The following is a 25,230-nucleotide window of genomic DNA, read 5'->3' as shown; positions in this document are numbered from 1 at the left end:
GGTTTGGGGAGGGGGAGGAGAAACTTTCTCCAGAAAGTTTCTCCTCCCCCTCCCCAATTCCCTATATCCTTTCCAATGCCCCCGCCTTTTCCAGATAGCGGCGGAACAGGCGGACGGAGGGGCGCGAACAGGCGTCGAAGTCGGCGGTCAGTTCGAGGCCCGGAACGATGGCCCGAACCACCGGAAGTTCCAGATCCTCACGCGTCAGCTCCACATAAACGGGGGCGTGCCCATGCGAGAGAAGGACTTCTTCCAGCAGCCGGAGGTTGTCGGCGGGCGAGCCGAGCCGGTAATCGGGCAGATCGGAAAGGCGGCGCTGTGCGAGGCCAGCCGGAACCGGCGCGGAAGCCGGGCCGTTGGGATACGGATAGGGGGTTTCGGTCAGCGCCGAGAGCAGGGCCCCGGCCCCGGAAAGCCCCGCCCCCGCTCCGCGAACCACGGAACCGTCGCCGCAGGTTACGAAGCTCTGGTAGCAGGGGACGCCGAATTCCGTGGTCATGTCCCGGAACCAGACATGGATGTCCCGCCGAGCGTAATCCGCGAGAAGCAGTGCCAACGGGTGCTCGATGTCCGCGTGCAGCTCGAAGCACTGGCCGCGCCGCCACGGCACGGTAGCCTCGGCGTCGCGTTCCAGTATTTCGGTAAGCGCGCCGGCCTTGGCTTCATCGAGGGTGTTGCCCGAAGCCATGCCCGTAGAGCCGGGGGACAGGAAAAGGGCGGGTTCGTCGAGATTGCAGAACAGCCCCACGGCCTGCACCGGGACAAGTACCGTACTGCCCGAAACGCCGCGGCCTTCCATCCAGTAAAGGGGCTGATCGTCGTACTCGGCGTCGATGGGCAGGCTGCGCGGATCGACGGCGGCCCGGCCTTGTGCCAGCAGTTCCGCATGGCTGGCCCGGACAATCGGCGTGGGGTGGAGGCGATCGGTGATGGCGTCCCCATCCACGGACAGATAGGCCGAAGCGCGTTCGACCATCTCCATTGAGTAGGACGCACGGGCCGCGGCGATGGACAGGCCGCGCCCCCATGTGGTGGCTTCCCCCTGGAGGGTGTAGTCGAGCTTGCCGCTGCGCACGGCGATGTCCACGTTCCAGTTCCGCAGCAGCCCCACGGGGGCAAGCGAGGATTCGTGCCGCATTTCCGTCCCGGCGATCACGCCGCAGGCAGCCAGCGAAGCCAGAGCTTCCGCCGCCGTATGCTGGGCCGGGGGGCGTGACCAGATGGGCTGTCCGGGGACGGCCCGTTCAGCGTAAACCTCCGCTGCCGTGCGTCCGTGTTTGGGCGGTTCCGCATTCCGCACATACGCGGGCAGGGGAAGCTCGTTGTCGTCGGGATGCGGCAGGGGATGATGCCGGGAAAGGTTTTCTTCAAACAGGGCATTCCATGCGGCAAGGTTCGCTTGTTCCTCTTGCCCTTCCTTCGTGAGGGATTTGCGGGCGAAGCCGAGGTACGGCAGGGGGGTGGCCCCTTCCAGCCGTTCAAGCTCCCCGGCGGAGACGCCGCTCAATAGTTCGGCGTGCCCGGCGTTCAGAAATGCCGCTTCGTAGAGCAAGGCCATGAGCACCGGACGGGAAGGCGTGCGCAGTGCGGCGGCTTCGTCCGGGGGCAGGGCCGCTATGCGGCGCAGCAGATGGCGGTGCAGAAATTCGTCGAGGGGGGCGGCCTCAAGGCGGGCGAGCGCATCCTCAAAGCTGAGATCTTCCGGCGGCTCGCAGGAAAAGTATCCGGTCATGGACTCGGTGGAGGCGTGGGCATAGCGATAGGGGAGGGTGGTCGTGGGCATGGCTGTCCTCGGAAAAAGTGGAATCGGCTTGCGTTACGTTGCCCAAAACGGCGGGAAAAGGCAAACGTGCCTTTGGTGCGGGGCAGGCGGGGCACCGTGCCGTTTCGCATGGCGCTAAGCCCGTCTGATAAAAATCGGGCTGTGTGATTCCCCGTTTCGTGTGGCGTACGGCCCTTAAGCCGCTTTGCAAACCGGAGGCGTCCCCCACATCCCGTTTCGCATGGCGCGGCCTTTAAGGGGGTGGAGTTGTCGCCGGAACACGTGGACGGGGCTTGACATTTCCGCTGATATGGATAAAAGAGTTCGTTTCTTACGTAAAAAATCGCGCTCCGGCGCGCAGGAGGTTATCATGAGCGACGCAAAAACCCTCGTGGGTGCCGTCAAGACTGAGCAGGGCGTTGAAGTGAAGGGTATGCTGATGCAGCCCGTCATTGAAAAGTGTGAAGGCTGTGATCGCGTTCGCACGTTTGAAGAGCAGCAGTTCTGCGGCAGCTACCCGAACCCCGCCAAGAAGTGGTTCGACGGCCGCTGTAATTTCGCTACCCACATCAAGACGGAAACCAGCAAGGCCGCCAAGGTCAACCCGTTGAAGGCGTCCAAGCGTGCTGCGAAGGGCCGTTAAGCCGTTCGGAAGCGTTTTGTCCGCGGGTATGCACCGCAATTTTTCCGGGAACGCCCGTCTTTGGGAAGGGCGTTCTCCCAAGGCAGGGGGAGGCGTCGTCTTCCCCTTTCTTCTTTTCCGAAGCCGTACATGAGGAACATATGGCACGTTTTTCTCGGCTTATTGAGTCCATCGGACAGCAGCGAGACAAGGTCATCGAATACCAGACCCGCATGACGGAGCTTCCCGCCCTCGGCCCGGAGAACGGCGGCACGGGCGAAATGCCCAAAGCCCTGTATCTGGAGGGGCTGCTGCGTGAGCTCGGCGTAACGGACATCCTGCGCATTGACGCGCCCGACCCGCGGGTTCCCGACGGCGTGCGCCCCAATGTGGTCGCGCGCATCCCCGGCGCGTCGCCGCGCCGCCTTTGGATTCTGGGGCATATGGACGTTGTGCCTCCGGGAGAGCTCTCCTACTGGAAGACCGATCCGTGGAAGGTTGTCGTCGACGGCGACAAGATCCGTGGGCGCGGCGTGGAGGACAACCAGCAGGCCATCATCTGCGGCCTGCTCATTGCGCAGGAACTGAAGGCGCAGGGCATCACCCCCGACCTCTCCCTTGGCCTGATTTTTGTTTCCGACGAAGAGACTTCCAGCCGTTACGGGATCCATTACATCCTCAAGACCCATGCCGACCTGTTTGGCCCCGACGATTTCGTGGTCGTGCCCGACTACGGCGTGGCGGACGGCTCCTCCATCGAAATTTCCGAGAAAGGCCAGCTTTGGATGCGCGTCGAGGTGCTTGGGCACCAGTGCCATGCGTCCCGCCCGCAGGAAGGCCGCAACTCGCTGGTCGCCGCCGCCGACATGATCCTGCACGTGCGGGATCTGGAATCCATTTATGCCCAGGTCGATCCGCTGTTCCAGCCCCCGTGCTGCACGTTCGTCCCGACGCGCCACGAAGAGAACGTCCCCAACATCAATTCCCTGCCGGGCAAGGACGTGTTCTACATCGACAGCCGCATTCTGCCGGGCATCAGCCACGACGACGTGCTCACCTCCACACGGGAGATCATGGAAGCCGTGGCGGAGCGTCATGGCGTGACCGTGGACGTCACCGCCGTGACCAATGCGCCCGCGTCGCCCGCAACCCCGCCCGACAGTGAGGTGGTGCTCCGCCTTTCCGCCGGCATCCGTGAGATCTACGGCATCGAGCCGCACTGCGACGGCAGCGGCGGCGGGACCGTGGCCGTGGGCTTCCGCGACATGGGCATCCCGGCCGCGGTCTGGGCCAGCGTCGTGCCGACCTATCATCTCGCCAACGAATACTCCCTGATTTCCCGCACCCTCGGCGACGCGCAGGTGCTCGCCCGGATGCTGTTCGATTAAGGGATGATGAAGATTGGGGAGGGGGAACCCTTCTGGAGAAGGGCTTCCCCTCCCCAAATCCCACCCCTTTCCCACCCAAGACTTTTGTACTGGCCGATGAAGGGACGGGCGGCTTGGGAAGGCTGAACTTCCGTGTTTGTCTCCCGGCGGCTTGTTGAAAGGGGACATTTCGGTATAGCTGGGGCTTTCCCTGCCCCTTCTCCAAAGAATACTCCTTTTGCGTCCCCTCCCCACCAGCCGAAAGTCTTGGGAAGGGTGGGGGTACGGGGGAGGGAGAACCCTTCTCCAGAAGGGTTTCCCTCCCCCGCTCTTTCCCAAGGAAAAGCTTATGTTCGATTGTATAGTCGTAGGCGCGGGGCACGCGGGCTGTGAAGCCGCCATGACGTTGGCGCGGTTCGGGCAGCGCGTGCTGCTGATCACGGGCAATGTGGATCGCATCGGGCACCTTTCGTGCAACCCCGCCATCGGGGGGCTCGCCAAGGGGCATATGGTCCGGGAAATCGATGCTCTCGGCGGCATGATGGGCCTGTGGGCCGACAGGGCGGGCATCCAGTTCCGCACGCTGAATGCCAGCAAGGGGCCCGCAGTGCGGGCCACCCGCGCGCAGATCGACCGCGACAGCTACATGGAGGCGGTGAAGGCCGCCCTGTTCGCCGAGCCGAACATCACCATCTGGCAGGATACCGTGGACGAGGTGCTGGAGCGGGGCGGGCGCGCCGCCGGTGTCCGCACCGAGCTGGGGCAGACCTTTGAGGCCCCGCACGTCATCCTGACTACGGGCACCTTCCTGTGCGGGCTCATCCATGTGGGGCTCACGCATTTCCCCGGCGGGCGCCTCGGCGATGCCGCCGCCATGAAGCTCTCGGATTCGTTGCGGAAGCACGGCCTCACGTTGGGCCGCCTCAAGACGGGGACCACCCCGCGGCTGCTCCGGTCGTCCATTGATTTTTCGCAAATGGAGGAACAGCCCGGCGACGATCCGGCTCCGGGCTTCAGCTTTTACGGGCCAAAGCCCGGACAGCCGCAGGTGTCGTGCTATGTGACGTGGACCAATGAACGGACGCACGACGCCATCCGCTCAGGTATGGATCGCTCGCCGCTGTTCACTGGCGTCATTGAAGGCACGGGCGCGCGCTACTGCCCCTCCGTGGAGGACAAGGTGGCGCGGTTTCCTGAGCGTGAGCGGCACCATGTCTTTATCGAACCGGAAGGGTTGAACGGGCAGGAGTGCTATGCCAACGGCATTTCCACCAGCCTGCCGCTGGATGTGCAGCTTGCCATGATCGCCACCATCCCCGGCCTTGAACATGCCAAGATGGTGCGCCCCGGCTACGCCATCGAATACGACTATGTGGACCCGGTGCAGCTTGAGCCCACGCTGGAGGCCAAGGCGTTGCCCGGCCTGTGGCTGGCGGGGCAGATCAACGGGACGTCCGGCTATGAGGAGGCCGCCGCCCAAGGAATGTGGGCCGCGATCAACGTGGGGTGCCGCCTGACGGGCCGCGAGCCGTTCCTGCCGGGCCGCGACGTGGCCTATATGTCCGTGCTGGTGGACGATCTCGTGACGCGGGGGACGCAGGAGCCGTACCGTATGTTCACATCGCGGGCGGAATACCGACTGCTGCTGCGCGAAGCCAATGCCGACGCGCGGCTGACCCCGCTCGGACGGGAGCTCGGATTGGTGGGCGACGAACAGTGGGCCGCCTTCCGGCGCAAGCAGGACGCATTGGGGCGGCTGCTGGACATGCTGCGTGAAGTGCGGGTTTCGCCGGACGCGGCGACAAGCGACGCTTTCCGTGAGCTGGGCGAGCCCGTGCCGAACAAGTCTCTGACGCTGGAGGAAGTGCTCCGGCGTCCGTCCATGACGCTGGGACGGCTTGAGCGCCTGCATCCCGGCGTGACGGATTTCCCCGAAGAAGTCCTTTTGGAGGCGGAGACCTCCGTGAAGTACGCGGGGTATCTGGTGCGGCAGGACGAGCTGGTCAAGCGCTCCGCACGGCTTGAGGAGGTGCGCCTCCCGGCGGATCTGGATTACCCCTCCGTTTCCGGCCTGTCCGCCGAGATCGTGGAAAAGCTCTGCGCCGTGCGCCCCCGCACCCTCGGTCAGGCGGGGCGCATTTCCGGGGTGACCCCGGCGGCGCTGACCTGTCTGGAAATCCATCTGAAAAAACGCTCCCTGCTCGGATAGCCATGAAGAGGCGGCCGCTTGAAGCCCTGTTCGCCGGAACCGGCGGCGCGGCCTTTCCCCGGATGACCGCGCTTGTGGGGGCCGGGGGCAAGACGACGCTCATGTACGCGCTGGCCCGGCGCATGGCCGATGCCGGGCGGCGTGTGGTCTGCACCACCACGACCAAGATTTTCCCGCCGGAAAACGGCCTGCCCGTGGTTCTTTTGGAGGGTGAGGCCGATCCCGTTGCCGCCGTCCATGATGCGCTGCGCGCCGCGCCGTGTGTTGTGGCCGCCGGGCGTCCGCTGCCGGGTGTGCGGAAGCTGGACGGCGTATCCCCCCGTATGCTCGGCGTGCTGTCGGCGGCGCTGCCCGATGCCCTTTTTCTTGTGGAGGCCGACGGCGCTGCCCGTAAGCCCCTCAAGGCTCCCGCTGCACACGAGCCAGTCCTGCCGGAGTCTCTGGATTGCTGCGTGGCTGTGGTCGGTCTGGACAGCGTGGGCCAGCCGTTGGACGACGGGCATGTGCACCGCTCCGCACTGGTTTGCGCGGCGGCGGGGCAGGAGCCGGGGAGCCTGGTGACGCCCGCGACGCTGGCCCGTTTGGTGGAGCACCCCGAAGGGCTGTTCCGACGCTGTCCGGCGGGGTGCCGCCGTCTCGTATTCGCCAACAAGGGGGATGGGCCGGGTGCGCTCGGTGCGGCTTCCGAAGCCGCCGCCCTGTCCCGTTCCGTGGCGTGGTTTGCGGGAAGCGCGGCTCAGGGCTGGTGCGTCCCGTTGACGGCAGAGGCCCTATGGACGCTTGGCATGGAGCCCTTCCGTGATCTATCATGCTGAGATGGAAGGCAGAGTGGTAAAACAATGGTTCGGGATGGGAGCGGCGTGCCGTTTTATGGCGCTCGCCGGTTTGCTTTGTCTGGCGTTGCTGCTCTCCGGCTGCGGTACGACATACATTTCCGCGCCCGACTACGGCAGGCGGTACGAAGCCTCTTCCCTCGGCGCCCGTGTCGCCCAGACCGCGCGTTCCCAGATCGGTGCGCATTACCGTCTCGGAGGCACCACGCCCAAAGGCTTCGATTGTTCCGGGCTGATTTGGTGGGCCTATCGCCAGCATGGGATCAATGTTCCCCGTGTGACCGACGCGCAGGCCAAGGCCGGGTACGGCGTGGGGCGCGGCATTGCCATGCGCCCCGGCGACATCCTTGTCTTTGATACCAGACGCGGGCGGACGGGGCTCCATACCGCATTGTACACGGGCAACGGGCGGTTCGTGCACAGCCCCACCAGCGGCAAGCGTGTCCGTGAGGACAGTTTGAGTCAGGAATATTGGAAGAAACGGCTTATCCGCGTTCGGAGGATTGTAAGGTAACAAGCCGTACCTGAAAATAGGCGGGCTTTTTCAAGCAGGCCCCCTCTTTTTCCATGCCACTTCCTTCCCTGAAGGCTTTCCGGCGGATGCGGAGGCGGCGCGGGAAGCGTCAAGCCGTTCGGCACGCTGATATGGCCCGCGTTTTCAAGTGCGCCGGACTGAGGGAAACGCCAGCCCGAAACCGGGGCGCGGCATCGGGCTGGCTGGAGGTACGGACGCTGAGGAAGAGGGGAGGTTCCGGCGAGGCGGTGCCGTGAAACGTCCTCACCGGTTCAAGAGCTTCTTTATTGGTGCTGGAAGCCGCTCTCATCGAACGAAAGCGGCGCGCCGCCGTCCTCTTCGGCTTCAAGGGCGGCGACCTTGTCTTCCAGCCATTCCAGCATGGCCCGTGCCGTGTGGTAGTTCATGACCACGCGCGAATGGATATGCCGGGTGATGGTGCGCTCCTCGTCATTGTAGGGGGCGATTTCGTGGCCGAAGCTGCCGTCAGGGGCTATGATACGTTCGGAATACGGCGGCATCTTGTCGCTTTCGAGGTAGAAGCTGATTTCGATTTCGCCTTGCGGGTTGATGCCCCCCCATACGCCGTGGGTATACTGGAGGCGGGTTTCCGGGTCCTGTTCGTACTCATAGCGTATCCGGCTGGGATACTGTTGGCTCATTGACGGCTCCTTTGACCTTGCTGAAACAACCGCGTCATGCGGTTTTGGGTATTGTAGGAAAGTGACGGGATGAAGTAAAGTTGACTCTCCCGTTTGGCGGTTCCTTATCAGGCCAGCCACTATTGTACGGCATTTTTGAACATCTCCAAAGAGGAAAGCATGACCGCATTTACGACGGAAAAAATTGATGTAGAACCGTGGTTTGATATGGAATTGTTCATGGGCGTCAGCCAGGAGACCCGGCTTGGCGGCGACGTGATGGAGCGTTTCATGGCGCTGTGGAAGAACTGGCTTCCCCATCTGACCGTGAAGGGCATCGACACGGGCAAGATCAAGTATCTTTTGGTGGCCCTCGACGAGGCGGTGGAGCAGGACGTGGACAAGGCTTGGGAAAGCTCGCCGTCCAACGCGTTCTTGTACAACGCGCTGGCGCAGACCATGTGCATGGCCGCCGTGCATGCCGTAATCCCCGAAGTGCAGGATGCCGGCTGCGCGCCCGCCCCCAAGCCCACCGCCGCGCTGCGCGAGGCGCTGGAGGCCGAGGGCATCCCGTACAGCAACGACAGGGATCCCATCCTGTCCCGCCGCTATGCCGTGGTGACGCACTACCCCTTTAAGGGCGGCTGTGAGATCTGCGTGCTTCAGAGCAACTGTCCCAAGGGGCAGGGCCAGATGGAAGCCGCGTCCGTGGTGCTTCCCGGCTACGAGCATCCTCAGCAGATGTGATTGGATGTTGTGAAGTTGGGGGAGGGGAAAGGGAACCTTTCTGGAGAAAGGTTCCCTTTCCCCTCCCCCAAACCCCCTCCCCTTTCCCTCCAAAGACTTTCGACTGGTGGGGAGGCCGCTCGGAGGGAGTTCGTTTGATGGACGGTTGAGACTTGGTGCGATGGGTCTGTGGGGTCGGCAGTCTCCGGCTCCGGCCTCGATCGTCTGGTTGTCTTAGGGCGGTGGGCCCGTGGGTTCGGCGGAGGAATCGGTTTTGCCGTCGTGGTTGAAAGGCCGATGGGGTGTGCCGGGCCCGGAAGGTGGGGCCGTTGGGTGGAAGCATGAATTGGGGATGGAAGACGGGTATGCGCGTTCTGTTGTTGGATCTTGGGCTGGAACTGCGGGGCGGCCAGCGGCAGGTGTATTATCTGGCCCGCGCGTTGGCCCGCACATCCGGCATGGAGCCGTTGGTGGCCTGCCCTCGTGCGGGAAAATTGGCGGAGCTGCTGCATGACGAGGGACTGCCCGTTCTGGCCTTGCCGGGCCGGAGCCCTGCCAGCCCGTTGCTGCTGCGCTGGATGGGGCAGCGGCTGCGTGATTTTCCCCCGGATATCGTACACACGCATGACGCCAACGCCGCTACGCTGGGCGCGATCTACAAGCTGCTGCACAGCGGCACGCTCTTGATTCACAGCCGCCGGGTTTCGTATCCGCTGCGGCGTGGGCTGCGTTCGTGGAAATACAGGATTGCCGATGCCGTTGTGGGCGTCAGCCGGGAGATTGCCGACGACATGATCGGGGCGGGCATCCCCGCCTCGCGGGTCAGCGCGATCCATTCCGGCATCGATCCCTCCCGTTACCGCCCTCATGAGGCGCGTCGGGGCGGGGGCTTCCTCTTCCAGAGCATAGGCGCCTTCACGCCCCAGAAAGGCTACAGCGTGCTTGTCCGGGCGATGGCGGAACTGCGGAAGCGTTCCCTGCCTCCGTGGGCCGTGCGCATCGTGGGTGACGGGCCGCTGCTGGAGCCCATCAAAGAAGAAGCCCGTGCCCTCGGCGTGGATGATCTGCTTGCGCTGCCCGGCCGCCGGGACAGCGTGGACATGCTGCCGGACTGCGACGCCCTGGTCGTCCCGTCAGTGGACGGGGAGGGGAGCAGTGGGGCCATCAAGGAAGGCTGGGTGACGGGCGTCCCTGTGATCTGTTCGGCACTGCCTTCCAACCAGGAGCTGGTGCGCGGGGACGAGAATGGGCTTCTTGCCGCCGTGGGCGATCCCGTATCGCTTGCCGATGCGATGGCGCGCTGCCTGACCGACGAAGCCCTGCGGGTGCGGCTTGCCGAAGCGGGAAGCCGATCCGTGCTGGCGTTTACCGATACCCGGATGGCTGAGCAATACATGGATTTGTACCGCCGCCTTATGGGAAAAGGCACGGAATGATCCCCTGCCTGAGAGGATTTCTGCTTCCCTGTGGTTTCCCCCGGAAACGGAGACATCCGCTTTTGCAATGAAACCGTATTTCAACCATCTGAAATTCAAAATGAATTTTTGAGGTCGTATCGCTAGTTATATATAATTTATTGAAATTATTTAACTGTTTTCAGGTCATAAAGGTATTATTTGGGGCTCTGTTATAGTTTGTGGTTGTTTCATCTCCACAGTGCGGTGAAAATACGGCCTTTTTCTCCGGTTTTCCCCTTGGCGGGAGCCACGGCTAAGGCATTTTGCATGTTATCCCTTTGGAACTTCAAGGAAAAAAGCATCGACCATTTTCTATAACACAGTATTATTTTTAATAATTTCAAATAATTATATGTAAAACGACGACACGGCCTAGAAAATCATCGAAAAAGCGAATGCCTCCGAAAACAAGGCACATAGATTTTTCCAGTATTTCCGGCACGCTTGAAGAAAAACGCCGCACAGCGAACAATTCGTTGCGCGGCGTTTCGGTTATTGCCGGATGGGAAACGGGAAAACAGGGTGAGGGGAAAGAAACGGCGTCCTTTCCCCTCAGAGGCTTCATCTTGCGGAGCCGGATTTACCTGTAGATGTCCACATCGTCCACGAGGTACGGCGGTTCTCCCTTGAATGCCTTGACCTTGACGCGGTCGCCGGACTTCAATTCCGTAAAGGGCACGTCCTGATCGGGCTTGTCCCTGTGTTCGAGCTCAAATTCACTGCGATCATCCACGCGGAAGGGGATCGCCTTGCCGTCCCGGTTCTTCACAACGAAGGTCTTTTGGGCGGGATCGACGCTTTCCACAGTGCCGCGGACACGCATCTTGTGGTGGGAACCGGCAAAAGCCGGGACGGAAAAAGCGGCAAGAACGGCAACCGCAAAGGCGGCGCACAACGTACGTTTGAGCATGGCAGCCCTCCTTTTGCATCCCACGCTAGGGAGCGCCGCCATAGAAAGCCATGAGTATCATCCCGAACGGTTTGATTTTTCACCCACTGCGGGAAACACGATGCCCCCGTTTCACCTTGTCCACAACCACCTTTCTTTAGAGCCCCGAAAACCGCGATGGGGAAATAAATGCCCTCAACTGCGGATGAGGGGGAACTGAAAATGGCCTGTGAAAACATCGCCCATCATCCCCTTATTCGCTATCCCGCGTTCATCGGCGGACAGGGAACGCCCCGAACAGGGATTCGATAAGCGCGAAAGTCTTTGGAGCGGGTGGGGGAGGCGTGGAGGGGGAGGGAGAACCTTTCTCCAGAAAGGTTCTCCCTCCCCCTCCACATCCCCACAATCCTTTCCCTTCCTTAAAAAGCCTCGCCGCCGGCGAGGAGATCCTCACGGATGAGCTTGCGGAGCTTGTGGGCCACGGGGCCGGTCTTGCCGCCGCCGATGGGCCTGCCCTCGAAATGGGTCACGCCGATGCACTCGTGCGCCGTGCCGAGGATCATCATCTCCCGGACGGAATCCAGCTCGGCCTGCGGGATGGGGCGGATCTCCACGGGCATGAACGCCTTGGCAAGCTCCATCGCCTTGGTCGCCACCGTGCCGACCAGCGCGTTCTTGAATTCGGGGAACACCAGCGCGCCCTTGGCGTCAACCACGGCTACGTTGGCTATGGCCGCTTCGGTCAGGCAGCCGTCCGCGTCGAAGGTCAGGGCGACGTCCATGTGCTTCCGCATGGCCTCAAGCGTCATGAAGACGGCGGAAAGATAGTTGGTCGTCTTGAGGCGGGCGAACATGGCGGGCTTGACCGGCACGTCGCTGCGGAAGGCGGTGAGGCCCTTGTCGTACCATGCGTCCGTGCGTACCGGGACGCGGTAGGCGGCCACGTACAGGCTGGACTGGGGGCACTCCTTGAGCGCGATGCCGAACCCTCCGGGCCCGCGGCCCGACAGGATGCGGATATTACCTTCGGGTTCGTCTCCGGCCTTGGCCACGGCGAGCACGATATCCCGGATTTCCTCAATGGGGCAGGGCAGGGTGAGGGACAGCCCGGCGGCGGAATTGGCGAGCCGCCGCAGGTGCGCATCAAGGTGGATGACCTTGCGTTCGGTGAAGCGGATGGTTTCAAAGACGCCGTCGCCGCGATGGACGAGGTGGTCGTCCAGCGGGGCCAGCATCAGCCGGGGATCGCGGCAGATCGCGCCGAAACGGTGTTCGTAGAAAGCCAGAATATTGTCCGCGCCGGGACGTTCCAGTTCCCGGAGCTTCTCGATCCATGCATTCGTGTCCAGTACGGGAATCATGGCAAACCTCTTTCTGGTGGTTTCAAGGGTGGGCTGCCAATATTCTTACTCCCTTCGGGGCGAAAAGGCCAGATTGGGGCACCCGGTTTCCCGGATGCCCCAATCGGAAGAAACGGTTCGCGGGAACCGGATTTACTTCTTGATGAACACGGTGCGATCCTTTACGCCGAGCAGGTCGCGGCGGAGCAGTTCCTCGGCAATCTGGACGGCGTTGAGCGCGGCGCCCTTGCGGATGTTGTCGGCGACGATCCACAGGTTGAGGCCGTTCGGGATAGTCTCGTCCTCACGGATGCGGCCCACATAGGTCTGGTCTTCCCCGGCGGCGTCGATCGCGAGGGGATACATCTTTTCGGAGGGGTTGTCGTACACCTGCACGCCGGGGGCCTGCGCAAGGATGGCGCGGGCTTCCTTGGCGGAAAGCTTGCGTTCGGTTTCGATGTTCACGGACTCGGAGTGTCCGTAGAACACGGGCACGCGCACGCAGGTGGCGGTCACCTTCACGTTGGGGTCGCGCATGATCTTGACGGTTTCGTGAACCATTTTCATTTCTTCCTTGGTGTAGTCGTTCTCAAGGAAGACGTCGATGTGCGGGATGCAGTTGAACGCGATGCGGTGGGGATACACGTTCACTTCGGGCTCTTTCAGGTTGAACATCTGGCGGACTTGCGTCTCCAGTTCGCTGATGCCCTTCTGCCCGGATCCGGAAACGGCCTGATAGGTGGAGACCACCACGCGGCGGATGCCCGCGGCGTCGTGCAGGGGCTTCAGGGCCACGACCATCTGGATGGTGGAGCAGTTCGGGTTGGCGATGATGCCGTTGTGCCCTTCCAGCGCATCGGGGTTCACTTCGGGCACGACCAGCGGACAGCGCTCGTCCATGCGCCACGCGCTGGAGTTGTCCACGACGATACAACCCGCGGCGGCGGCGTGAGGGGCGTATTTTTCGGAGGTGGAACCGCCCGCGGAGAAGATGGCGATGTCGATGCCCTCGAACACATCTTCCTTCAGTTCGCGCACGACCAGCTCGGAATCCCCGTAGGGGACTTTCGTCCCGGCGGAACGGGCCGAGGCGAAGGGAACGACCTCAGTGGCGGGGAAGTTCCTGCTTTCAAGGGTCTTCAGCATTTCACGGCCGACGGCGCCGGTAGCCCCCACAACAGCGACAACGAGTTTTTTTTCAGACATGGTATCCTCTATCCTCGAACAAAAAAGGAAAGCCTCGGAGCGTGTGATTTTCGCAAGGCGTTCGATGTTCATGTAACGGGTTGCCGCCGCTGTCAAGCCTGTTGAAGCGCTTTTCGCCCGAAATCCGTATCCTTTTTTTGACGGCATTTCGGGCAGTCACGCGTAATGGGCCAAAAGGCTTTTGGATATCAAAGGGTTCGGGCTTTCCTCCGGCAGGATGCGCGGAAAGGGGGGGCGAGGCCCGGCGCTTGCCCTTTTTGACATAAATGTTATTTCTGTCGCGCCGGATTGGGGCCCCGTTTCGCCGCGCCCGAAGCCTCAAAACACGGGAGCGGCGTTAGAGTCGCTTGCCAGCCACGGTGTTTGTTCTTATAGTTTGACCGTAAAGTAAAGGTAATCTACGTCGTCAGGATACACCCGGAATTTTTCCGGCCCCGTACGCTGACAAGGAGTATTTTATGGCCACTCGTCTTTCCCCTGCTGATGAAGCGCCCTTCAATGTCCAGATCAAGAATCTGGCTGATGAAGAGCTTCTTGATTTCTGGGAAGAAACCCAGCAGATCGAGAGCGCCTTGCGTGCCGAATATCAGCAAACGGTGGTTCCTGTTCAGGATTATGAGCGCCTGATCGTGCTGGAACTGCAACTGCGTTCCTGCCAGCGCCAGAAATCCTGCGGAGCCTGATCGCCTCTTGAACCTCTCCGTTTCGGCCCGTCCGGTGCCGGGACGTCCCTACGGCATTACGGCCCTCCCCTTTTGCGGGAGGGTTTTTTACACCCCAGCCTAGGCAAGCCGCTTGGCGAAATTGATGGTTCGGCAGACTTCCGAAAAGCCGCATGCGGCATGGAACAGCCGGCTTTCCTCGTTTTCCAGCTCACAGTCGCTGGCGAACTCCGCACATCCTTTTTCTTTGGCCCACGCTTCACAGCGCCGCAGCAGCCCGGCCGCCGCGCCGCACCGCCGGAATGCCGCAGCGACAAAAATCCCTTCGAGGTAGCCTGCCGGGGATTGTTCCGTCCCCTCGACGTATTCCCACCGCAGGGCACAGGCGGCGAACCCCACGGGTACGCCGTCCGCGGAGGCGAGGAAAGCGGCGGCATCTTCGCGGGTACAAAAGGCTTCCATCTCCTGCCGCAGGGATTCCCTGCCGTGTCCCGGCCAGAGGAGCAGGGCGAGATCCGTTACGGTATCCGTGTCCCGCGGCGTTGCCTGCCGCAGAGTTATTTCTTTCTTCATCATGGATTGCCGTTCCATCCTTTCTTTTGCAAGCAAAAAGGCCGGATCCCCTTTTTTAGAGGAGCCCCGGCCTTTGGGTTCGGTGGATATTACTGTGCCTGCTGGGGCGTGTGGTTTTTGTGTTCCTTGATTTTTGTGACCTCCTCGGCCACCGCCTTCTTGAGATCCGCCGGGGTGTTCGGGTCATCGAGCGCCTTTTGGAGCTGTTCGAGGCCCTTGTCCGGCTGATCGAGGTAGTAGGCGTAGAGGATGCCGAGGCTGTAGCGCACGGAAGGATCTTCCTTGGCGGCGACGACCTTTTCGAGGCTGGCGGCGGCTTCGGCGTTGCGGTTCTGGCTGTGCTGGATGATGCCGAGCATGTAGAGGGGCTGCGTTTCGTTGGGCGCGGCGACCACGGCGCGCAGGGCGAACGTCTCGGCCCGCTGCCAGTCCTGCGTGTGCATAAAGTGCTCGGTCAGGCCGATGAGGGCTTCGAGGTCCGTGGGGTTTTTCTGGAGTTTCTGCATCAGGGCCATGATACCCTGCTGCGTGGCTTCGTCCATGCCCGCGCTTGTGGGCATCTGCTGCCCGGACGGGGCCGCGGCCTGTGTGCCGGTAGTCGTGTGGGAAACCAGTCCGGGGTTGTCCGAGAAGTAGGACAGTGTGGACGCGAGCATAAGCACCAGCCCCGCCGTGATGAGCAGCAGGATGGAGCGGCGGTTTTTTCCGAAAGTCTGATCAGTCATTGCGCAGGGTCTCCAACTGGGTAAGGCGGCGGTTGAGGGCTATCTGGTTGCGGATCAGGAACGCAAGGTAGGCGCCGAGCCCGATCCATACGGCGATATTCGCATACATGAGCCAATCCATATCGGTCATGAGGGGACTCCTTGATTTGTGGTTGGTTTGATGGCGGAGGAGGTTTTTGCAAAAGCCTCTGCCGCAGGATTTTGTTGATATGTTTACACTATATTGACTATACAGATTGTTATGCCGCTTTCATTGAAGGCTGTGCCATAGGAAATGGTTGGTACTTTCTTTTTGGCTGTGTTATAGAAAATGGTTGATGCCTTTTCCTTGAAACTCCAAAGGGATAACCGGAAAAATGCCTTAGCCGTGTATCCCGTCAAGGGGAAAGCGGGAAAAAGGCTGTCTTTTTCACCGCACTGTGGAGATGAAACAACCACATATTATAACAGAGCCTTCTTTTTTGAAGTTCCACCGGGATAACCGATACAATGCCTCAGCCATGAAGCCCGCCAATGGGAAAACTGAAAAAGGCGGTATGGTTACCAATCTGTGGAGCTGAAACAGCCACATCCTATGACAGCGCCCTGCAAAAAGCCCTCTCACCAAGCCTCCTTCCGAAAAATTCCGGCTGGTGGTGAGGTTACGCTCAGGAACCCCTGCAAATGAGGCCCCCCTATATAACCCCCGGAATCCAAAAGGCGAAAGTTCTTGGAGGAGTTTTTTCAAAGGCTGTGTCATATGGTTGATGCCTTTTTCCTTGAAGTTCGGAGGGAACAACCGATACAATGTTTCAGCCATAAAGTCCGCCAAGGGAAAACCGGAGAAAAAGGCTGTATTTTCACCGTGCTGTGGGGATGAAACAGCCACGTACCATGACAGAGCCTTCAAAAAGGCCCCTCCCCCGATCCTTTCCCTGTGGTTGACTACAACTCGCCGTGGACGGCGAGGCCGTCGAGACGTTCTTTCTGCTTAATCTGCAAGGTACGGAGGCCGACGAGGGCCGCCCAGACGAGCCCGAAACAGGCGACGGCGGCGATGGCGGCGATCTTCATTTCTGGTTCAAGCCCGCCGGACTTGTTGGCGAACACGGCGGGATGGATGGAGCGCCACAGCCGTGCGGACAGGAATACCAGCGGCACGTCCACAAAGGCCACGATGCCGACCACCGCGCACAGGTTCGCCTGGCGCTCGCGGGGCATGTCCATCTTGCGCAGGACGAGGTAGCCCGCATAGAGGAACCAGAGGATCAGCGTCGTGGTCAGGCGCGGGTCCCACGTCCACCAGACGCCCCACGAATGGCGCGCCCAGATGGAGCCGGAAACGAGCGCCAGCCCGCTGAGCACCACGCCCACCTCGGCGGCGGCCCCGGCCACGGCGTCCCAGTGGCGGCTGCGCGTCTTGAGGTAGGCCACCCCGGATACGCAGACGAGGAAGAAGCTCACAAATGACCACCACGCCAACGGCAGATGCGTGTAAAAGATCTTTTGCACCAGTCCCATCGTCTGCTCGACAGGCGCATACCGATAGATAAGCACCTGACAGGCCGCCATGAGCACGCCGCCGAGCACGGCGCAGGGGAGCATCCATGTGTACCGCATGAGATTATTCGTCTCCTGAAAAGACAAAGGGGAAAAGGACAAGCCCCGCCGCGAGGAACACCGCGTCGAAGGCTGCGGCAATGCCGAGCCATGACTCCACGCCTTCGGGCAGGGCTTCGCTGAGCCCCCCGGCGCAGACGCGGATACCCGCCAGCAGGATGGGGATGATCAGCGGGAAAAGCACGATGGACAGCAGCGATTCCCGCGCGGCCTGCCCTTGCGACAGCGCGCCGAGCAGGGAGCCGAGCGACGCCATGCCGACGTCGGTAAGGACGAGGGCGAGCAGGGCCAGAGGCCAGCCGTCGCCCAGCGACTGCCCAAGGAACACGATGGCCGCCGGAAGGAAAAGGAGCTGCGCCGTCAGGATGATGCACAACCCCGCCGCAGCCTTGCCGAGCAATACGGACTGGACCGGCGCGGGCAGGAGCAGCAGCCCCGCCCGTGAACCGTTGGCCTCTTCGAGCCCGTACAGCATATTAAAGGATAAGACCTGACAGAAGGCCGAGGACAGCCAGAAGATCGTGGCGGCCCCCTGCCCGCTCATGGTTTCCCCGGTTTCCCGTGACAGGCTGAACACGAAGATGAGCAGCAGGCCGAGCAGGAGCGCCTGCACGAGCCCGGCCCCGCGCGAAAGCACGAGGCGCAGATCCTTGCGGGCGATGAGGCAGGTGGCTTTCAGCATACGGCCCCCCCGGTGCGGGCACCTTCATACCCGGAGGCGGGGCCGCAGTAGCCGATGGTTCTGTTCTCGATGGCGATGATCCGGTCGGCGCGCTTGGCGTCCCCGGCTACATCGTGGGTGATCCAGACGATCCCCGCGCCCCGTTCACGGGCCACGGCGATTTCCCGGTGCAGGATGGCGAGGGAACGCACATCAAGCCCGGTGCCCGGTTCGTCGAGCAGCAGAAGCTGGGGCGACTGGAGGAGGATGCGGGCGAGGTTCAGCCGCTGTGCCATCCCGCGCGAGAAGGTTCCGGCCCGTTCTTCGGCAAAGGGGGCCAGCTCCACGCGGGCCAGCGCTTCGGAGAGCGCCGCCTTGTCCGTCGGCTTCCCGTGCATCCCGCTCCAGAACGCAAGGTTCTCAAGCGCGGTCAGGCCCGGATAGATGAACGTGGCGTGCCCAAGGTAGCCGAGCCCGCCGTCTTCGCAAAACCGTTCGACGGTGCCCACGGTGGGGCGGGCCAGCCCGGCCATGATCTTGAGCAGGGTGGTCTTGCCCGCGCCGTTCGCGCCGACCAGCAGCGTGACCGTGCCGGGATGCACCTCAAACGAAATGTTCCTGAGCACGGCGCGGGCGCCGAAGAGTTTTCCGATTCCGGCGAGCTTCAGCAGCATCTCAGCTTTCCCGGCCGTTGCGGCGCCTGAAGCTGATGAACGGCAGCAGGCACATCAGGATGCCGCCGATCCACAGCCAGTTGACCAGCGGGTTGGAGCTCAGGCGGAACACGGCCCGGTTCTGCTGATCCACCGCCATAAGGGTCGCATAGAACTCATTGCCCAGCGAAGGGATGACCGCGGCCTCCGCGAACTGCATCTGCCCCCACTTGGCGTAGACGCGGCGCTGCGGGGAGGCGATGCCGATGAGCTTGCCGTCCTTGCGGACTTCCAGCTCGCCCTCAAGGAAGATATAGCCGGCGCCTTCGCCTTCATACAGGTTCTTGAAGGTGACCTCAAACTGGCCGACCTTCACGGTCTCGCCCATAGCCATTGTGGGTTCGGATTCGATCTTGTAGGGGCCGGAAAAGGCGATGCCGAGCGCGATGAGGGCCACCCCGATGTGGATGCCGTAGGCGGAAAAGCTCGGAGCGTGGCTGTAGATGGGCCGCTCAAAGAGTTTCAGGCCCATGCTGACCAGCGCGGCGATGCTTGCCGACGCGCCGAGCACGGCGACGGGCAGGGTGTAGCCGATGGCGTACATCGCGGCGGCGGCCCCGATGAAGGTACACACCACGAGGAGGAGCTTGCGCATGTTGCGGACGCCGCCGTTCCAGCCGAGCCACGGGCAGATGCTCAGGATGGCGACCATGGCGGCGAACAGCGGCATACAGACGCGGTTGTAGAAGTCGGCGGTCAGGCCCACCGCGCCGCCGTGGTCATGCCCGGCCTCGTCAAGGACGACTTCACGGGCGAGCCCCATGACGGTCTCTTTCCAGAAGGCGGTGAACACGGGCCACATGGTTGCGACGAGGATGATCAGCGAAAGCGCCAGCAGGAGCCACGAGGTCAGGACAAGGAACCCTTCGCGGCTTTCGATCCCGGCCAGTTCGCCCGCATCGGAACGCCGCGCGAGCAGGGCGATCCAGAAGGAAAGGGCGACGGAAATGAGGATGAAGAGGAGCAGTGGGACGCCCACGCCGCCGGAACCGAAGGCATGCACGGACTGCACCACGCCGCTGCGGACAAGGTAGGTGGCGAAGAACGCCGAAACGGTGGTGAGCGCCATAAGGAAGACGTTCACGCCGTGCAGCTTGTTGCGGCGCGTCTGGATGAGCATGGTGTGCAGGGCCGCCGTAGCGATGAGCCACGGGATGAGGGAGGCGTTTTCCACCGGGTCCCATGCCCAGTAGCCGCCCCAGCCGAGTTCCATGTAGGCCCACCAGCCGCCGAGCACGATGCCCGCGGTAAGCATGGCCCACGCCGCCAGCGTGAAGGGCCGGGCCACATCCGTCCATGCCGCCTCATCGGCGTGCCTGCGGCTCAGCGTCTGGGCGAGGGCGAGACAGCCGGGGATCACGAACCCGCCATAACCGAGGAACAGCAGCGGGGGATGGAAGATCATGCCGGGGTTCTGGAGCAGGGGGTTCAGCCCGTTGCCGTCCTGCGGCACGGCATGGTTCATGAGGAAGGGGTTGTTCCAGGTCACGAGGATGAGCCCGAAGAAGCTCATGATGCCGAGGTAAAAGACCCAGTACCAGAGCCGCGTGTCGGGGGTCAGGCCCTTATAGGAGCGGGTAAGCTGGAACAGCCCGCCGCAGATGGCTACGGAGAAAGCCCAGAACAACATGGAGCCGGCCTGTCCCGCCCAGAAGGCCGTAATGCGGTAGAAGAGCGGCAGCAGCCGGTCGGTGTAGCTCGCCACATAGACCAGGGAGAAGTCGTAGCTCGCCAGCGCATATATAAGGATAGCGGACGCGATGACGTAACACCCCGTCAGGCACAGGTTGGCCTTTTCGATGAAGCCGAGGCCCGGAACGGAGGTGCGGCGCTGGGCCTTGCCCGCAGCCGGGGCCGTCCTCGGCCACAGCGATTTGACGGCCCACAGCGCCCCGGCGAGTGCGCAGAGCATGGAGAGCGCAAGAAGGACGAAAGCGAAATAATACATGGAAGCTCCAAGTTGTCCGGGATCTCTTCCCGAAAGAGTGGGCCGCGGTTACGGCTCCGGTACATACAAAAAGCCGCTCCGCCCGCATCACACGGGGCCCGCCGCGCTGGGCGGCAGGCCGGCCGAAGATTCGGGGCAGGGCGGCGTTCAGCCTCTGTTTTCCTTTTGATACTTGGAAGGGCACTTGGTCATGAGCGTTTTGGCCTGAAACGAACCGTCAGGCCGGAGCCCCCCTTCCACAATGACTTCCGCACCGGCCTTGAAGGTGTCCGGGATGGCGCCCGTGTACTCAACCCACAGCGTAGTAGCCTTGTTCTCCTGATCTTCCAGCCGGAACCTGACGTCCCGGCCGGTTTCGGAGCGCGAAAGCCCGTCCTCGGCAACGGTACCGAAGAGGCGGGCGGCCTTCAGCTTATCGGAGGGGGTGGCAAGCGCTTCGGAGACATTGAGGAAATAGACGCTGTTTTCGGAAAAGCCGGAATACGCAAGATAGCCGACGCCTCCCAAAAACAGGAGAAGCGCTACGAGATAGACGTTCTTGCCGGATTTTTTTGCCATGGTGGTTCCTGTTATGCTTTCCTCCTCACTTCCATCGTGCCGAATACCAGCGGGGAGGGCAAAAGTCAAATCACTTCCGGCTTCAACACACCTTCCCGTCTGTTGATTTTTCAGCCTTTTTTCCGCCGCAGCGCTTGTTTTTTTCAGCACATGAAGGGCGTTTCCCCGGATATTTCATAATGATGCATAAAAACAACTATCAGGAGCGTTTCTTAAAATCTAATCTCCCATTTGATGCATTTATTCATCAATATACCTTTTTTTTGTAGAACAAATGATGCAAATTTAGAACAATACCTTTTTTGCGCAAGCAGTATCGGCGCTTTTGGTACGTGCGGTAATCCATTTCCGGCACAGGAGAAAAAAACTCAAAAATGGACGGAAAACGAATGAAGGCGAGGGAATACACTAAAATGATGGCACAGATTGTGCTCTTTAGGGACAACAAACAGGGGCAACACCAAAGCATCCCAAGGAGCATTCATGAAAACCACAGAACAGATTGAACACGATAAAAACCTTCGCCGCGTCGTCGTTTCCTCACTCGTAGGGGCCGTTATAGAGTGGTATGACTTCTTCCTGTACGGCGTTGTCGCGGGGCTTATCTTCAATCATCTTTATTTCCCCGAATTTGACGACCGTATCGGAACCATGCTGGCATTCGCCACCTTCGCGGTGGGTTTTGTGGCCCGGCCTTTGGGCGGCCTCGTGTTTGGGCATTTCGGCGACAAAATCGGCCGCAAAAAGGTGTTGGTGCTTACCCTGATGATCATGGGGACGGGAACCGTAGCCATCGGGTGTATCCCTTCCTATGCCAGCATCGGGATTTGGGCCCCGATCCTGCTCATTTTGTGCCGTGTTGCGCAAGGCCTCGGGCTCGGCGGCGAATGGGGCGGCGCCGTGCTGATGTCTTTCGAGTCGGCTCCCGCGCACAAGCGCGCTTTTTATGCCAGCCTGCCGCAGATAGGGCTTTCCCTCGGCCTGCTGCTGGCTTCCGGCGTCATCGGCTTTTTCTCCGCGGTGCTTTCCAACGAATCCTTCATCAGTTGGGGGTGGCGCATCGCATTCATTATGAGCGCCGGGCTGCTGTTCGTCGGTTCCTATATCCGTTCCTCCGTGCATGAAACCAAGGACTTCTCGGAAGCCAAGGCCAAGATGCCGGAAGTGAAGTACCCCCTGCTCGACGCTTTCAAGCGTTACCCCAAGATGATGGTGGCCTGTATGGGTGCCCGTCTCATCGACGGCGTGGCCTTCAACACTTTTGCGGTGTTCTCCTTGAGCTACCTGACCCAGACCCGCGGGCTTGAGCGTTCCTCCGCGCTCGCGGTGGTCATGATCGCCTCTGTGGTCATGTCTTTCTTCATCCCCTTCTGGGGCTATGTCGCCGACCGTATCGGCAAGGCCCGCGTGTTCGGTTTTTGCGCCCTGCTGCTCGGCATCCTTGGTTTCCCGGCTTTCTGGGTGTTCCATAATTATTCCGACAACTATCTTTACGTCTGCCTCGCCCTGGCCCTGCCGTTCGGCGTAGTGTACGCCGCCGTGTTCGGGACCATGTCGAGCCTTTTCTCCGACAGCTTCGATCCCTCCGTCCGCTATTCCGCCATTTCCTTCGTCTATCAGTTCTCAGGCATTTTCGCCGCGGGCCTGACGCCGATGGTGGCGACCATGCTCGTGGCTTGGGATGGCGGCGAGCCTTGGTATCTCTGCGCCTATCTGGGCTCCGCTGGCATCATCAGCGCGGCCTGCACCCTGTGGATCCGTCACCTCAACAGAAAGGGCTTTCCTCCTGCCTCTTCCGTTGAGGATGAATCCCCCGTTTCGGAACCGCTTATGGAAGGCGAATCCGCCTAGCAGGGCAGGGAAATGGGTATGGAATCGGGGAGGGAGATCCTTCTGAGGAAGGTTGTTCTCCTCCCCTCCCCGAACTCCACCCTTTCTTAAAAAATGGGGCGGCCAGCCGCTCCCTCTCAAATAAAAAGGCATACGGAGCAGCGACGGCGCGGGAGGGGATCCCCGCAGCATCCGTTCTCCGTTTTCTCCCTAAGGGGAAGGCCTGTCCGCAGTATGCGGGCCCGCCCCAAAAAGGGCCTTTAGAAAGCCGTTCACCGGCCATTCTCAGGACACAAGAAAAGCCCCCGGCATGTTCCGGGGGCTTTTCTTGCTTCGAGCACTATCCATAAAAAAAGATACAGAATCCACCGTTCAAGCCGCTCAGCCTGCAACGAGGCGAACCACCTTTTTCCTATGGCTCTGTCATAGTATATGGTTGCTTCACCTTTACAACGCTGTGAAAATGCAAATTTTTTCTCAAAATTTCCCCTTGGCGGAATCCATAGCCAAGGCATTTTGTCGGTTATCCCTTTGGAACTTCAAGGAAAAAAGCATCAACCATTTTCTAGGACACAGCCTTTCCTATACAACGGAATTCCTGCACCGGTTTGGGCTTCGCCTCGAAGACGGCACCTTTTCTCCATATAAAAGGACTCCTGCCGCACAGCCTCCCCACCAGTCGAAGTTTTTGCGGGAGGGGGTTCGGGGGAGGGCGCTTTTTTCAAAAAGCGTCCTCCCCCGATTTTCTCCCCTCTACTCCTTCGCGGCCTCAGCGCGGGCGGCCTTGAGCGCGGCGTTCTGCTGGCTGCGGGCCTGCGCCAGGGCGCTGCGGCGCTGGCGTGCGGCTTCGCGCAGATCGGCGACGGCATCGGTCTCGTCGACAATTTCCCGGCCAAGCATCTCTTCAAGCACGTCTTCGAGGGATACCACGCCCGCCAATCCCCCATATTCGTCCAGCACGATGAAAAGATGGAGCCGCGACTCCAGAAATTCCAAAAGCAGCTTGTCCACCGTCTGGTTTTCAAGGACGAAGCGGACGGGCTGCATGATTTCAAACAGCGTCTTTTCACCCTGCCCCTGAGAAACATAGCGCCCGATGTCCTTGCGGAGCACGATGCCGACGATGTCCTCGTTGTCGTCGCCATAGACGGGGATACGGCTGTAGTGCCAGATCTGGGGGTGGTTGTAGGCTTCCTTGATCGAAACGCTTTCCTGGAGGGAAAAAACCATCGTGCGCGGGGTCATGATCTCGCGCACATGTTTGACATCCAGCGAGAGGATGTTCCTGATGGCGTTTTCTTCGTACTGCTGGATGCGGCCGGTCTGGCGGGAGAGGCTGGTGATCGCCCGGATGTCGTCCTCAGTGGCGGAGGGGCCGCTTTGGGGCGGGGCCACAAGGCGCGTCAACATGCTCGAAAACCAGATGAACGGCTTGAAGACGATGACCATGAGCTGGAGCGGCCGGGCCATGCAGCCGGCGACGCCGCAGGCATGGGCCACGCCGAGCGTCTTGGGGAGGATTTCACCGAACGCGAGGATGAGGACGGTCAGCCCCGCCGCGAACAATGCCGTGCTGTCCGCGCCGAGCACATTGGCGGCGACGGCGCCCGCTATGGCGGCCCCGGCCGTGTTCGCCACCGTATTGAGCGTGAGGACGGCGGCGATGGGCTGATCAATGTGGGAACGGAGCTGGTAGAGTATCTCGCCCGTAGTGGCCCCCTGCTTGCGCAGGTTTTCGATATAGGTCCAGGGGACGGAGTAGAGGGCCGCTTCGGTCATGGAGCAGATCGCGGAAATCAGCACCACGAGAAAGACGGTGAGCAGCAGAGTGATCATGAGCGGAACCTTGCCGGGCCACCGGCCCGTGCGGTTGGAAGGGATATGGATTATGAAAGTGTAGCCTTGACGGGGGCGGAAAGCAATGCCCTTGTTCGGCGGAAGGGGCGGCGGAACGCCCAGTCAGGGGCGCGGGAACCGTTCCGAAATGTTTTCCGAAAAGAGAAAAAAACGGGGAAGCGGCTGAAACGGGCAAGAAAACCCTTGACGCTCCAGACTTCTTTGTATAGATATGCGTTTCCCCACTTGATGTGGGTCATCCCTGTGCGGCAGGGAAGGGTGGATGCACTGTCCATCCTGCTATGTCGGTCGTCAGGCCGACTTTGACATTTGCAGGCGTCACTGATTGCCGAAAGGATGTCAAGAGCCGTTAGAGCTGCGGGAATCCCTCACGGATCCCAGCTGTAAAGGTCTTGTTAAGGGGCGAGAGCCCTTAGGTGACCCTGCGGGACTACCTGTCTTATTGGATGTTCATCCAATACAGGCCAGGCTGGCGAAACATGGGTTGACTTCATTATGGAAATGGAGAGCATCGGAGTGACGCCGGAATGGCCGTCCC

24 protein-coding genes are annotated in these 25,230 nt (G+C 61.2%); 9 read left to right on the top strand and 15 right to left on the bottom strand.

What is annotated here, in order from left to right:
* Positions 1-61 precede the first annotated feature (61 nt).
* Positions 62-1,783 carry a YcaO-like family protein gene (locus ACZM8Y_RS07690; protein ID WP_482334322.1) on the bottom strand — a complete coding sequence of 574 codons (1,722 nt, stop codon included), beginning with the start codon at positions 1,781-1,783 and terminating at the stop codon, positions 62-64.
* A gap of 349 nt (positions 1,784-2,132) precedes the next feature.
* Here ACZM8Y_RS07690 and ACZM8Y_RS07685 point away from each other — a divergent pair, with 349 nt between their 5' ends.
* The 5 genes from ACZM8Y_RS07685 to ACZM8Y_RS07665 all read left to right on the top strand — a co-directional run bounded on the left by ACZM8Y_RS07685 (position 2,133) and on the right by ACZM8Y_RS07665 (position 7,307).
* A complete protein-coding gene (locus ACZM8Y_RS07685) occupies positions 2,133-2,405 on the top strand; it encodes a PxxKW family cysteine-rich protein (protein WP_302551311.1) in 273 nt (90 codons plus the stop codon).
* A 140-nt stretch (positions 2,406-2,545) separates the two neighbouring features.
* A complete protein-coding gene (locus ACZM8Y_RS07680; RefSeq protein WP_302551310.1) occupies positions 2,546-3,772 on the top strand; it encodes a M20 family metallo-hydrolase in 1,227 nt (408 codons plus the stop codon).
* Positions 3,773-4,100: 328 nt separating this feature from the next.
* Positions 4,101-5,960: a tRNA uridine-5-carboxymethylaminomethyl(34) synthesis enzyme MnmG gene (gene mnmG / locus ACZM8Y_RS07675; protein ID WP_308771922.1), complete on the top strand. Its 1,860-nt coding sequence runs from the start codon at positions 4,101-4,103 to the stop codon at positions 5,958-5,960.
* Between the two features lie 2 nt (positions 5,961-5,962).
* The gene (yqeC, locus tag ACZM8Y_RS07670; protein ID WP_482334319.1) at positions 5,963-6,775 is read left to right on the top strand and encodes a selenium cofactor biosynthesis protein YqeC; all 813 of its coding nucleotides are present in this window, start codon (positions 5,963-5,965) and stop codon (positions 6,773-6,775) included.
* Positions 6,759-7,307: a C40 family peptidase gene (locus ACZM8Y_RS07665; protein WP_482334317.1), complete on the top strand. Its 549-nt coding sequence runs from the start codon at positions 6,759-6,761 to the stop codon at positions 7,305-7,307. The genes yqeC and ACZM8Y_RS07665 overlap by 17 nt, the downstream gene beginning before the upstream one ends.
* Before the next feature lie 284 nt (positions 7,308-7,591).
* Here ACZM8Y_RS07665 and ACZM8Y_RS07660 read toward each other — a convergent pair whose 3' ends face one another.
* On the bottom strand, positions 7,592-7,969 hold the full coding sequence (locus ACZM8Y_RS07660) for a hypothetical protein (protein ID WP_302551306.1): 378 nt from the start codon (positions 7,967-7,969) through the stop codon (positions 7,592-7,594).
* Between the two features lie 159 nt (positions 7,970-8,128).
* On the opposite strand from ACZM8Y_RS07660, the gene ACZM8Y_RS07655 reads away from it, so the two are divergent.
* Entirely contained in the window at positions 8,129-8,695 is a 567-nt protein-coding gene (locus ACZM8Y_RS07655; protein WP_302551305.1) for a hypothetical protein, read from the top strand.
* Positions 8,696-9,039: 344 nt separating this feature from the next.
* Positions 9,040-10,110: a glycosyltransferase family 4 protein gene (locus ACZM8Y_RS07650; RefSeq protein WP_482330533.1), complete on the top strand. Its 1,071-nt coding sequence runs from the start codon at positions 9,040-9,042 to the stop codon at positions 10,108-10,110.
* A 601-nt stretch (positions 10,111-10,711) separates the two neighbouring features.
* Here ACZM8Y_RS07650 and ACZM8Y_RS07645 read toward each other — a convergent pair.
* The 3 genes from ACZM8Y_RS07645 to ACZM8Y_RS07635 all read right to left on the bottom strand — a co-directional run bounded on the left by ACZM8Y_RS07645 (position 10,712) and on the right by ACZM8Y_RS07635 (position 13,566).
* On the bottom strand, positions 10,712-11,041 hold the full coding sequence (locus ACZM8Y_RS07645) for a DUF5666 domain-containing protein (RefSeq protein ID WP_482330534.1): 330 nt from the start codon (positions 11,039-11,041) through the stop codon (positions 10,712-10,714).
* Between the two features lie 398 nt (positions 11,042-11,439).
* Complete coding sequence (locus tag ACZM8Y_RS07640) at positions 11,440-12,381, bottom strand: aminotransferase class IV (protein ID WP_302551302.1); 942 nt, start codon at positions 12,379-12,381, stop codon at positions 11,440-11,442.
* A gap of 132 nt (positions 12,382-12,513) precedes the next feature.
* Positions 12,514-13,566 (bottom strand): aspartate-semialdehyde dehydrogenase, encoded by a 1,053-nt coding sequence (locus ACZM8Y_RS07635; RefSeq protein ID WP_479858379.1) that lies wholly within the window; start codon positions 13,564-13,566, stop codon positions 12,514-12,516.
* Positions 13,567-14,024: 458 nt separating this feature from the next.
* Here ACZM8Y_RS07635 and ACZM8Y_RS07630 point away from each other — a divergent pair, with 458 nt between their 5' ends.
* Positions 14,025-14,249 (top strand): hypothetical protein, encoded by a 225-nt coding sequence (locus tag ACZM8Y_RS07630; RefSeq protein WP_302551300.1) that lies wholly within the window; start codon positions 14,025-14,027, stop codon positions 14,247-14,249.
* A 99-nt stretch (positions 14,250-14,348) separates the two neighbouring features.
* Here ACZM8Y_RS07630 and aac(6') read toward each other — a convergent pair whose 3' ends face one another.
* The 9 genes from aac(6') to ACZM8Y_RS07585 form a co-directional block, all read right to left on the bottom strand.
* Positions 14,349-14,804 (bottom strand): aminoglycoside 6'-N-acetyltransferase, encoded by a 456-nt coding sequence (gene aac(6'), locus ACZM8Y_RS07625; RefSeq protein WP_337431080.1) that lies wholly within the window; start codon positions 14,802-14,804, stop codon positions 14,349-14,351.
* Positions 14,805-14,890: 86 nt separating this feature from the next.
* Complete coding sequence (locus ACZM8Y_RS07620; protein ID WP_302551298.1) at positions 14,891-15,526, bottom strand: tetratricopeptide repeat protein; 636 nt, start codon at positions 15,524-15,526, stop codon at positions 14,891-14,893.
* Positions 15,519-15,656 (bottom strand): CcmD family protein, encoded by a 138-nt coding sequence (locus ACZM8Y_RS07615; protein ID WP_302551297.1) that lies wholly within the window; start codon positions 15,654-15,656, stop codon positions 15,519-15,521. Before ACZM8Y_RS07615 ends, ACZM8Y_RS07620 begins: the two co-directional genes overlap by 8 nt.
* A 279-nt stretch (positions 15,657-15,935) precedes the next feature.
* Positions 15,936-16,394: a hypothetical protein gene (locus ACZM8Y_RS07610; RefSeq protein ID WP_487479893.1), complete on the bottom strand. Its 459-nt coding sequence runs from the start codon at positions 16,392-16,394 to the stop codon at positions 15,936-15,938.
* A gap of 56 nt (positions 16,395-16,450) precedes the next feature.
* The gene (locus ACZM8Y_RS07605) at positions 16,451-17,125 is read right to left on the bottom strand and encodes a cytochrome c biogenesis protein (protein ID WP_302551296.1); all 675 of its coding nucleotides are present in this window, start codon (positions 17,123-17,125) and stop codon (positions 16,451-16,453) included.
* Positions 17,126-17,129: 4 nt separating this feature from the next.
* Positions 17,130-17,807: a heme exporter protein CcmB gene (locus tag ACZM8Y_RS07600; RefSeq protein WP_482330535.1), complete on the bottom strand. Its 678-nt coding sequence runs from the start codon at positions 17,805-17,807 to the stop codon at positions 17,130-17,132.
* Positions 17,801-18,460, bottom strand: a complete 660-nt coding sequence (locus ACZM8Y_RS07595; RefSeq protein ID WP_302551294.1) for an ABC transporter ATP-binding protein — start codon at positions 18,458-18,460, stop codon at positions 17,801-17,803. The genes ACZM8Y_RS07600 and ACZM8Y_RS07595 overlap by 7 nt, the downstream gene beginning before the upstream one ends.
* 1 nt (position 18,461) lies before the next feature.
* Positions 18,462-20,447: a heme lyase CcmF/NrfE family subunit gene (locus ACZM8Y_RS07590; protein ID WP_482330536.1), complete on the bottom strand. Its 1,986-nt coding sequence runs from the start codon at positions 20,445-20,447 to the stop codon at positions 18,462-18,464.
* Positions 20,448-20,594: 147 nt separating this feature from the next.
* Positions 20,595-21,005: a cytochrome c maturation protein CcmE gene (locus ACZM8Y_RS07585; protein WP_308770526.1), complete on the bottom strand. Its 411-nt coding sequence runs from the start codon at positions 21,003-21,005 to the stop codon at positions 20,595-20,597.
* A gap of 483 nt (positions 21,006-21,488) precedes the next feature.
* Here ACZM8Y_RS07585 and ACZM8Y_RS07580 point away from each other — a divergent pair, with 483 nt between their 5' ends.
* Complete coding sequence (locus ACZM8Y_RS07580; protein WP_302551291.1) at positions 21,489-22,856, top strand: MFS transporter; 1,368 nt, start codon at positions 21,489-21,491, stop codon at positions 22,854-22,856.
* A gap of 732 nt (positions 22,857-23,588) precedes the next feature.
* Here ACZM8Y_RS07580 and ACZM8Y_RS07575 read toward each other — a convergent pair.
* Entirely contained in the window at positions 23,589-24,671 is a 1,083-nt protein-coding gene (locus ACZM8Y_RS07575; protein WP_308770527.1) for a hemolysin family protein, read from the bottom strand.
* Between the last annotated feature and the right edge of the window lie 559 nt (positions 24,672-25,230).

Source organism: Bilophila sp. (assembly GCF_057864385.1).
The sequence above is the reverse complement of the archived record's forward strand: the minus strand, read 5'-3'. Positions and strand labels throughout refer to the sequence as shown.

Excerpts from the sequence above, each read along its gene's own strand:
- ACZM8Y_RS07690 (WP_482334322.1), bottom strand. The coding sequence starts at position 1,783 with ATGCCCACGACCACCCTCCCCTATCGCTATGCCCACGCCTCCACCGAG.
- ACZM8Y_RS07685 (WP_302551311.1), top strand. The coding sequence starts at position 2,133 with ATGAGCGACGCAAAAACCCTCGTGGGTGCCGTCAAGACTGAGCAGGGC.
- ACZM8Y_RS07680 (WP_302551310.1), top strand. The coding sequence starts at position 2,546 with ATGGCACGTTTTTCTCGGCTTATTGAGTCCATCGGACAGCAGCGAGAC.
- mnmG (WP_308771922.1), top strand. The coding sequence starts at position 4,101 with ATGTTCGATTGTATAGTCGTAGGCGCGGGGCACGCGGGCTGTGAAGCC.
- yqeC (WP_482334319.1), top strand. The coding sequence starts at position 5,963 with ATGAAGAGGCGGCCGCTTGAAGCCCTGTTCGCCGGAACCGGCGGCGCG.
- ACZM8Y_RS07660 (WP_302551306.1), bottom strand. The coding sequence starts at position 7,969 with ATGAGCCAACAGTATCCCAGCCGGATACGCTATGAGTACGAACAGGAC.
- ACZM8Y_RS07655 (WP_302551305.1), top strand. The coding sequence starts at position 8,129 with ATGACCGCATTTACGACGGAAAAAATTGATGTAGAACCGTGGTTTGAT.
- ACZM8Y_RS07650 (WP_482330533.1), top strand. The coding sequence starts at position 9,040 with ATGCGCGTTCTGTTGTTGGATCTTGGGCTGGAACTGCGGGGCGGCCAG.
- ACZM8Y_RS07645 (WP_482330534.1), bottom strand. The coding sequence starts at position 11,041 with ATGCTCAAACGTACGTTGTGCGCCGCCTTTGCGGTTGCCGTTCTTGCC.
- ACZM8Y_RS07640 (WP_302551302.1), bottom strand. The coding sequence starts at position 12,381 with ATGATTCCCGTACTGGACACGAATGCATGGATCGAGAAGCTCCGGGAA.
- ACZM8Y_RS07635 (WP_479858379.1), bottom strand. The coding sequence starts at position 13,566 with ATGTCTGAAAAAAAACTCGTTGTCGCTGTTGTGGGGGCTACCGGCGCC.
- ACZM8Y_RS07630 (WP_302551300.1), top strand. The coding sequence starts at position 14,025 with ATGGCCACTCGTCTTTCCCCTGCTGATGAAGCGCCCTTCAATGTCCAG.
- ACZM8Y_RS07620 (WP_302551298.1), bottom strand. The coding sequence starts at position 15,526 with ATGACTGATCAGACTTTCGGAAAAAACCGCCGCTCCATCCTGCTGCTC.
- ACZM8Y_RS07615 (WP_302551297.1), bottom strand. The coding sequence starts at position 15,656 with ATGACCGATATGGATTGGCTCATGTATGCGAATATCGCCGTATGGATC.
- ACZM8Y_RS07605 (WP_302551296.1), bottom strand. The coding sequence starts at position 17,125 with ATGCGGTACACATGGATGCTCCCCTGCGCCGTGCTCGGCGGCGTGCTC.
- ACZM8Y_RS07600 (WP_482330535.1), bottom strand. The coding sequence starts at position 17,807 with ATGCTGAAAGCCACCTGCCTCATCGCCCGCAAGGATCTGCGCCTCGTG.
- ACZM8Y_RS07595 (WP_302551294.1), bottom strand. The coding sequence starts at position 18,460 with ATGCTGCTGAAGCTCGCCGGAATCGGAAAACTCTTCGGCGCCCGCGCC.
- ACZM8Y_RS07590 (WP_482330536.1), bottom strand. The coding sequence starts at position 20,447 with ATGTATTATTTCGCTTTCGTCCTTCTTGCGCTCTCCATGCTCTGCGCA.
- ACZM8Y_RS07585 (WP_308770526.1), bottom strand. The coding sequence starts at position 21,005 with ATGGCAAAAAAATCCGGCAAGAACGTCTATCTCGTAGCGCTTCTCCTG.
- ACZM8Y_RS07580 (WP_302551291.1), top strand. The coding sequence starts at position 21,489 with ATGAAAACCACAGAACAGATTGAACACGATAAAAACCTTCGCCGCGTC.
- ACZM8Y_RS07575 (WP_308770527.1), bottom strand. The coding sequence starts at position 24,671 with ATGATCACTCTGCTGCTCACCGTCTTTCTCGTGGTGCTGATTTCCGCG.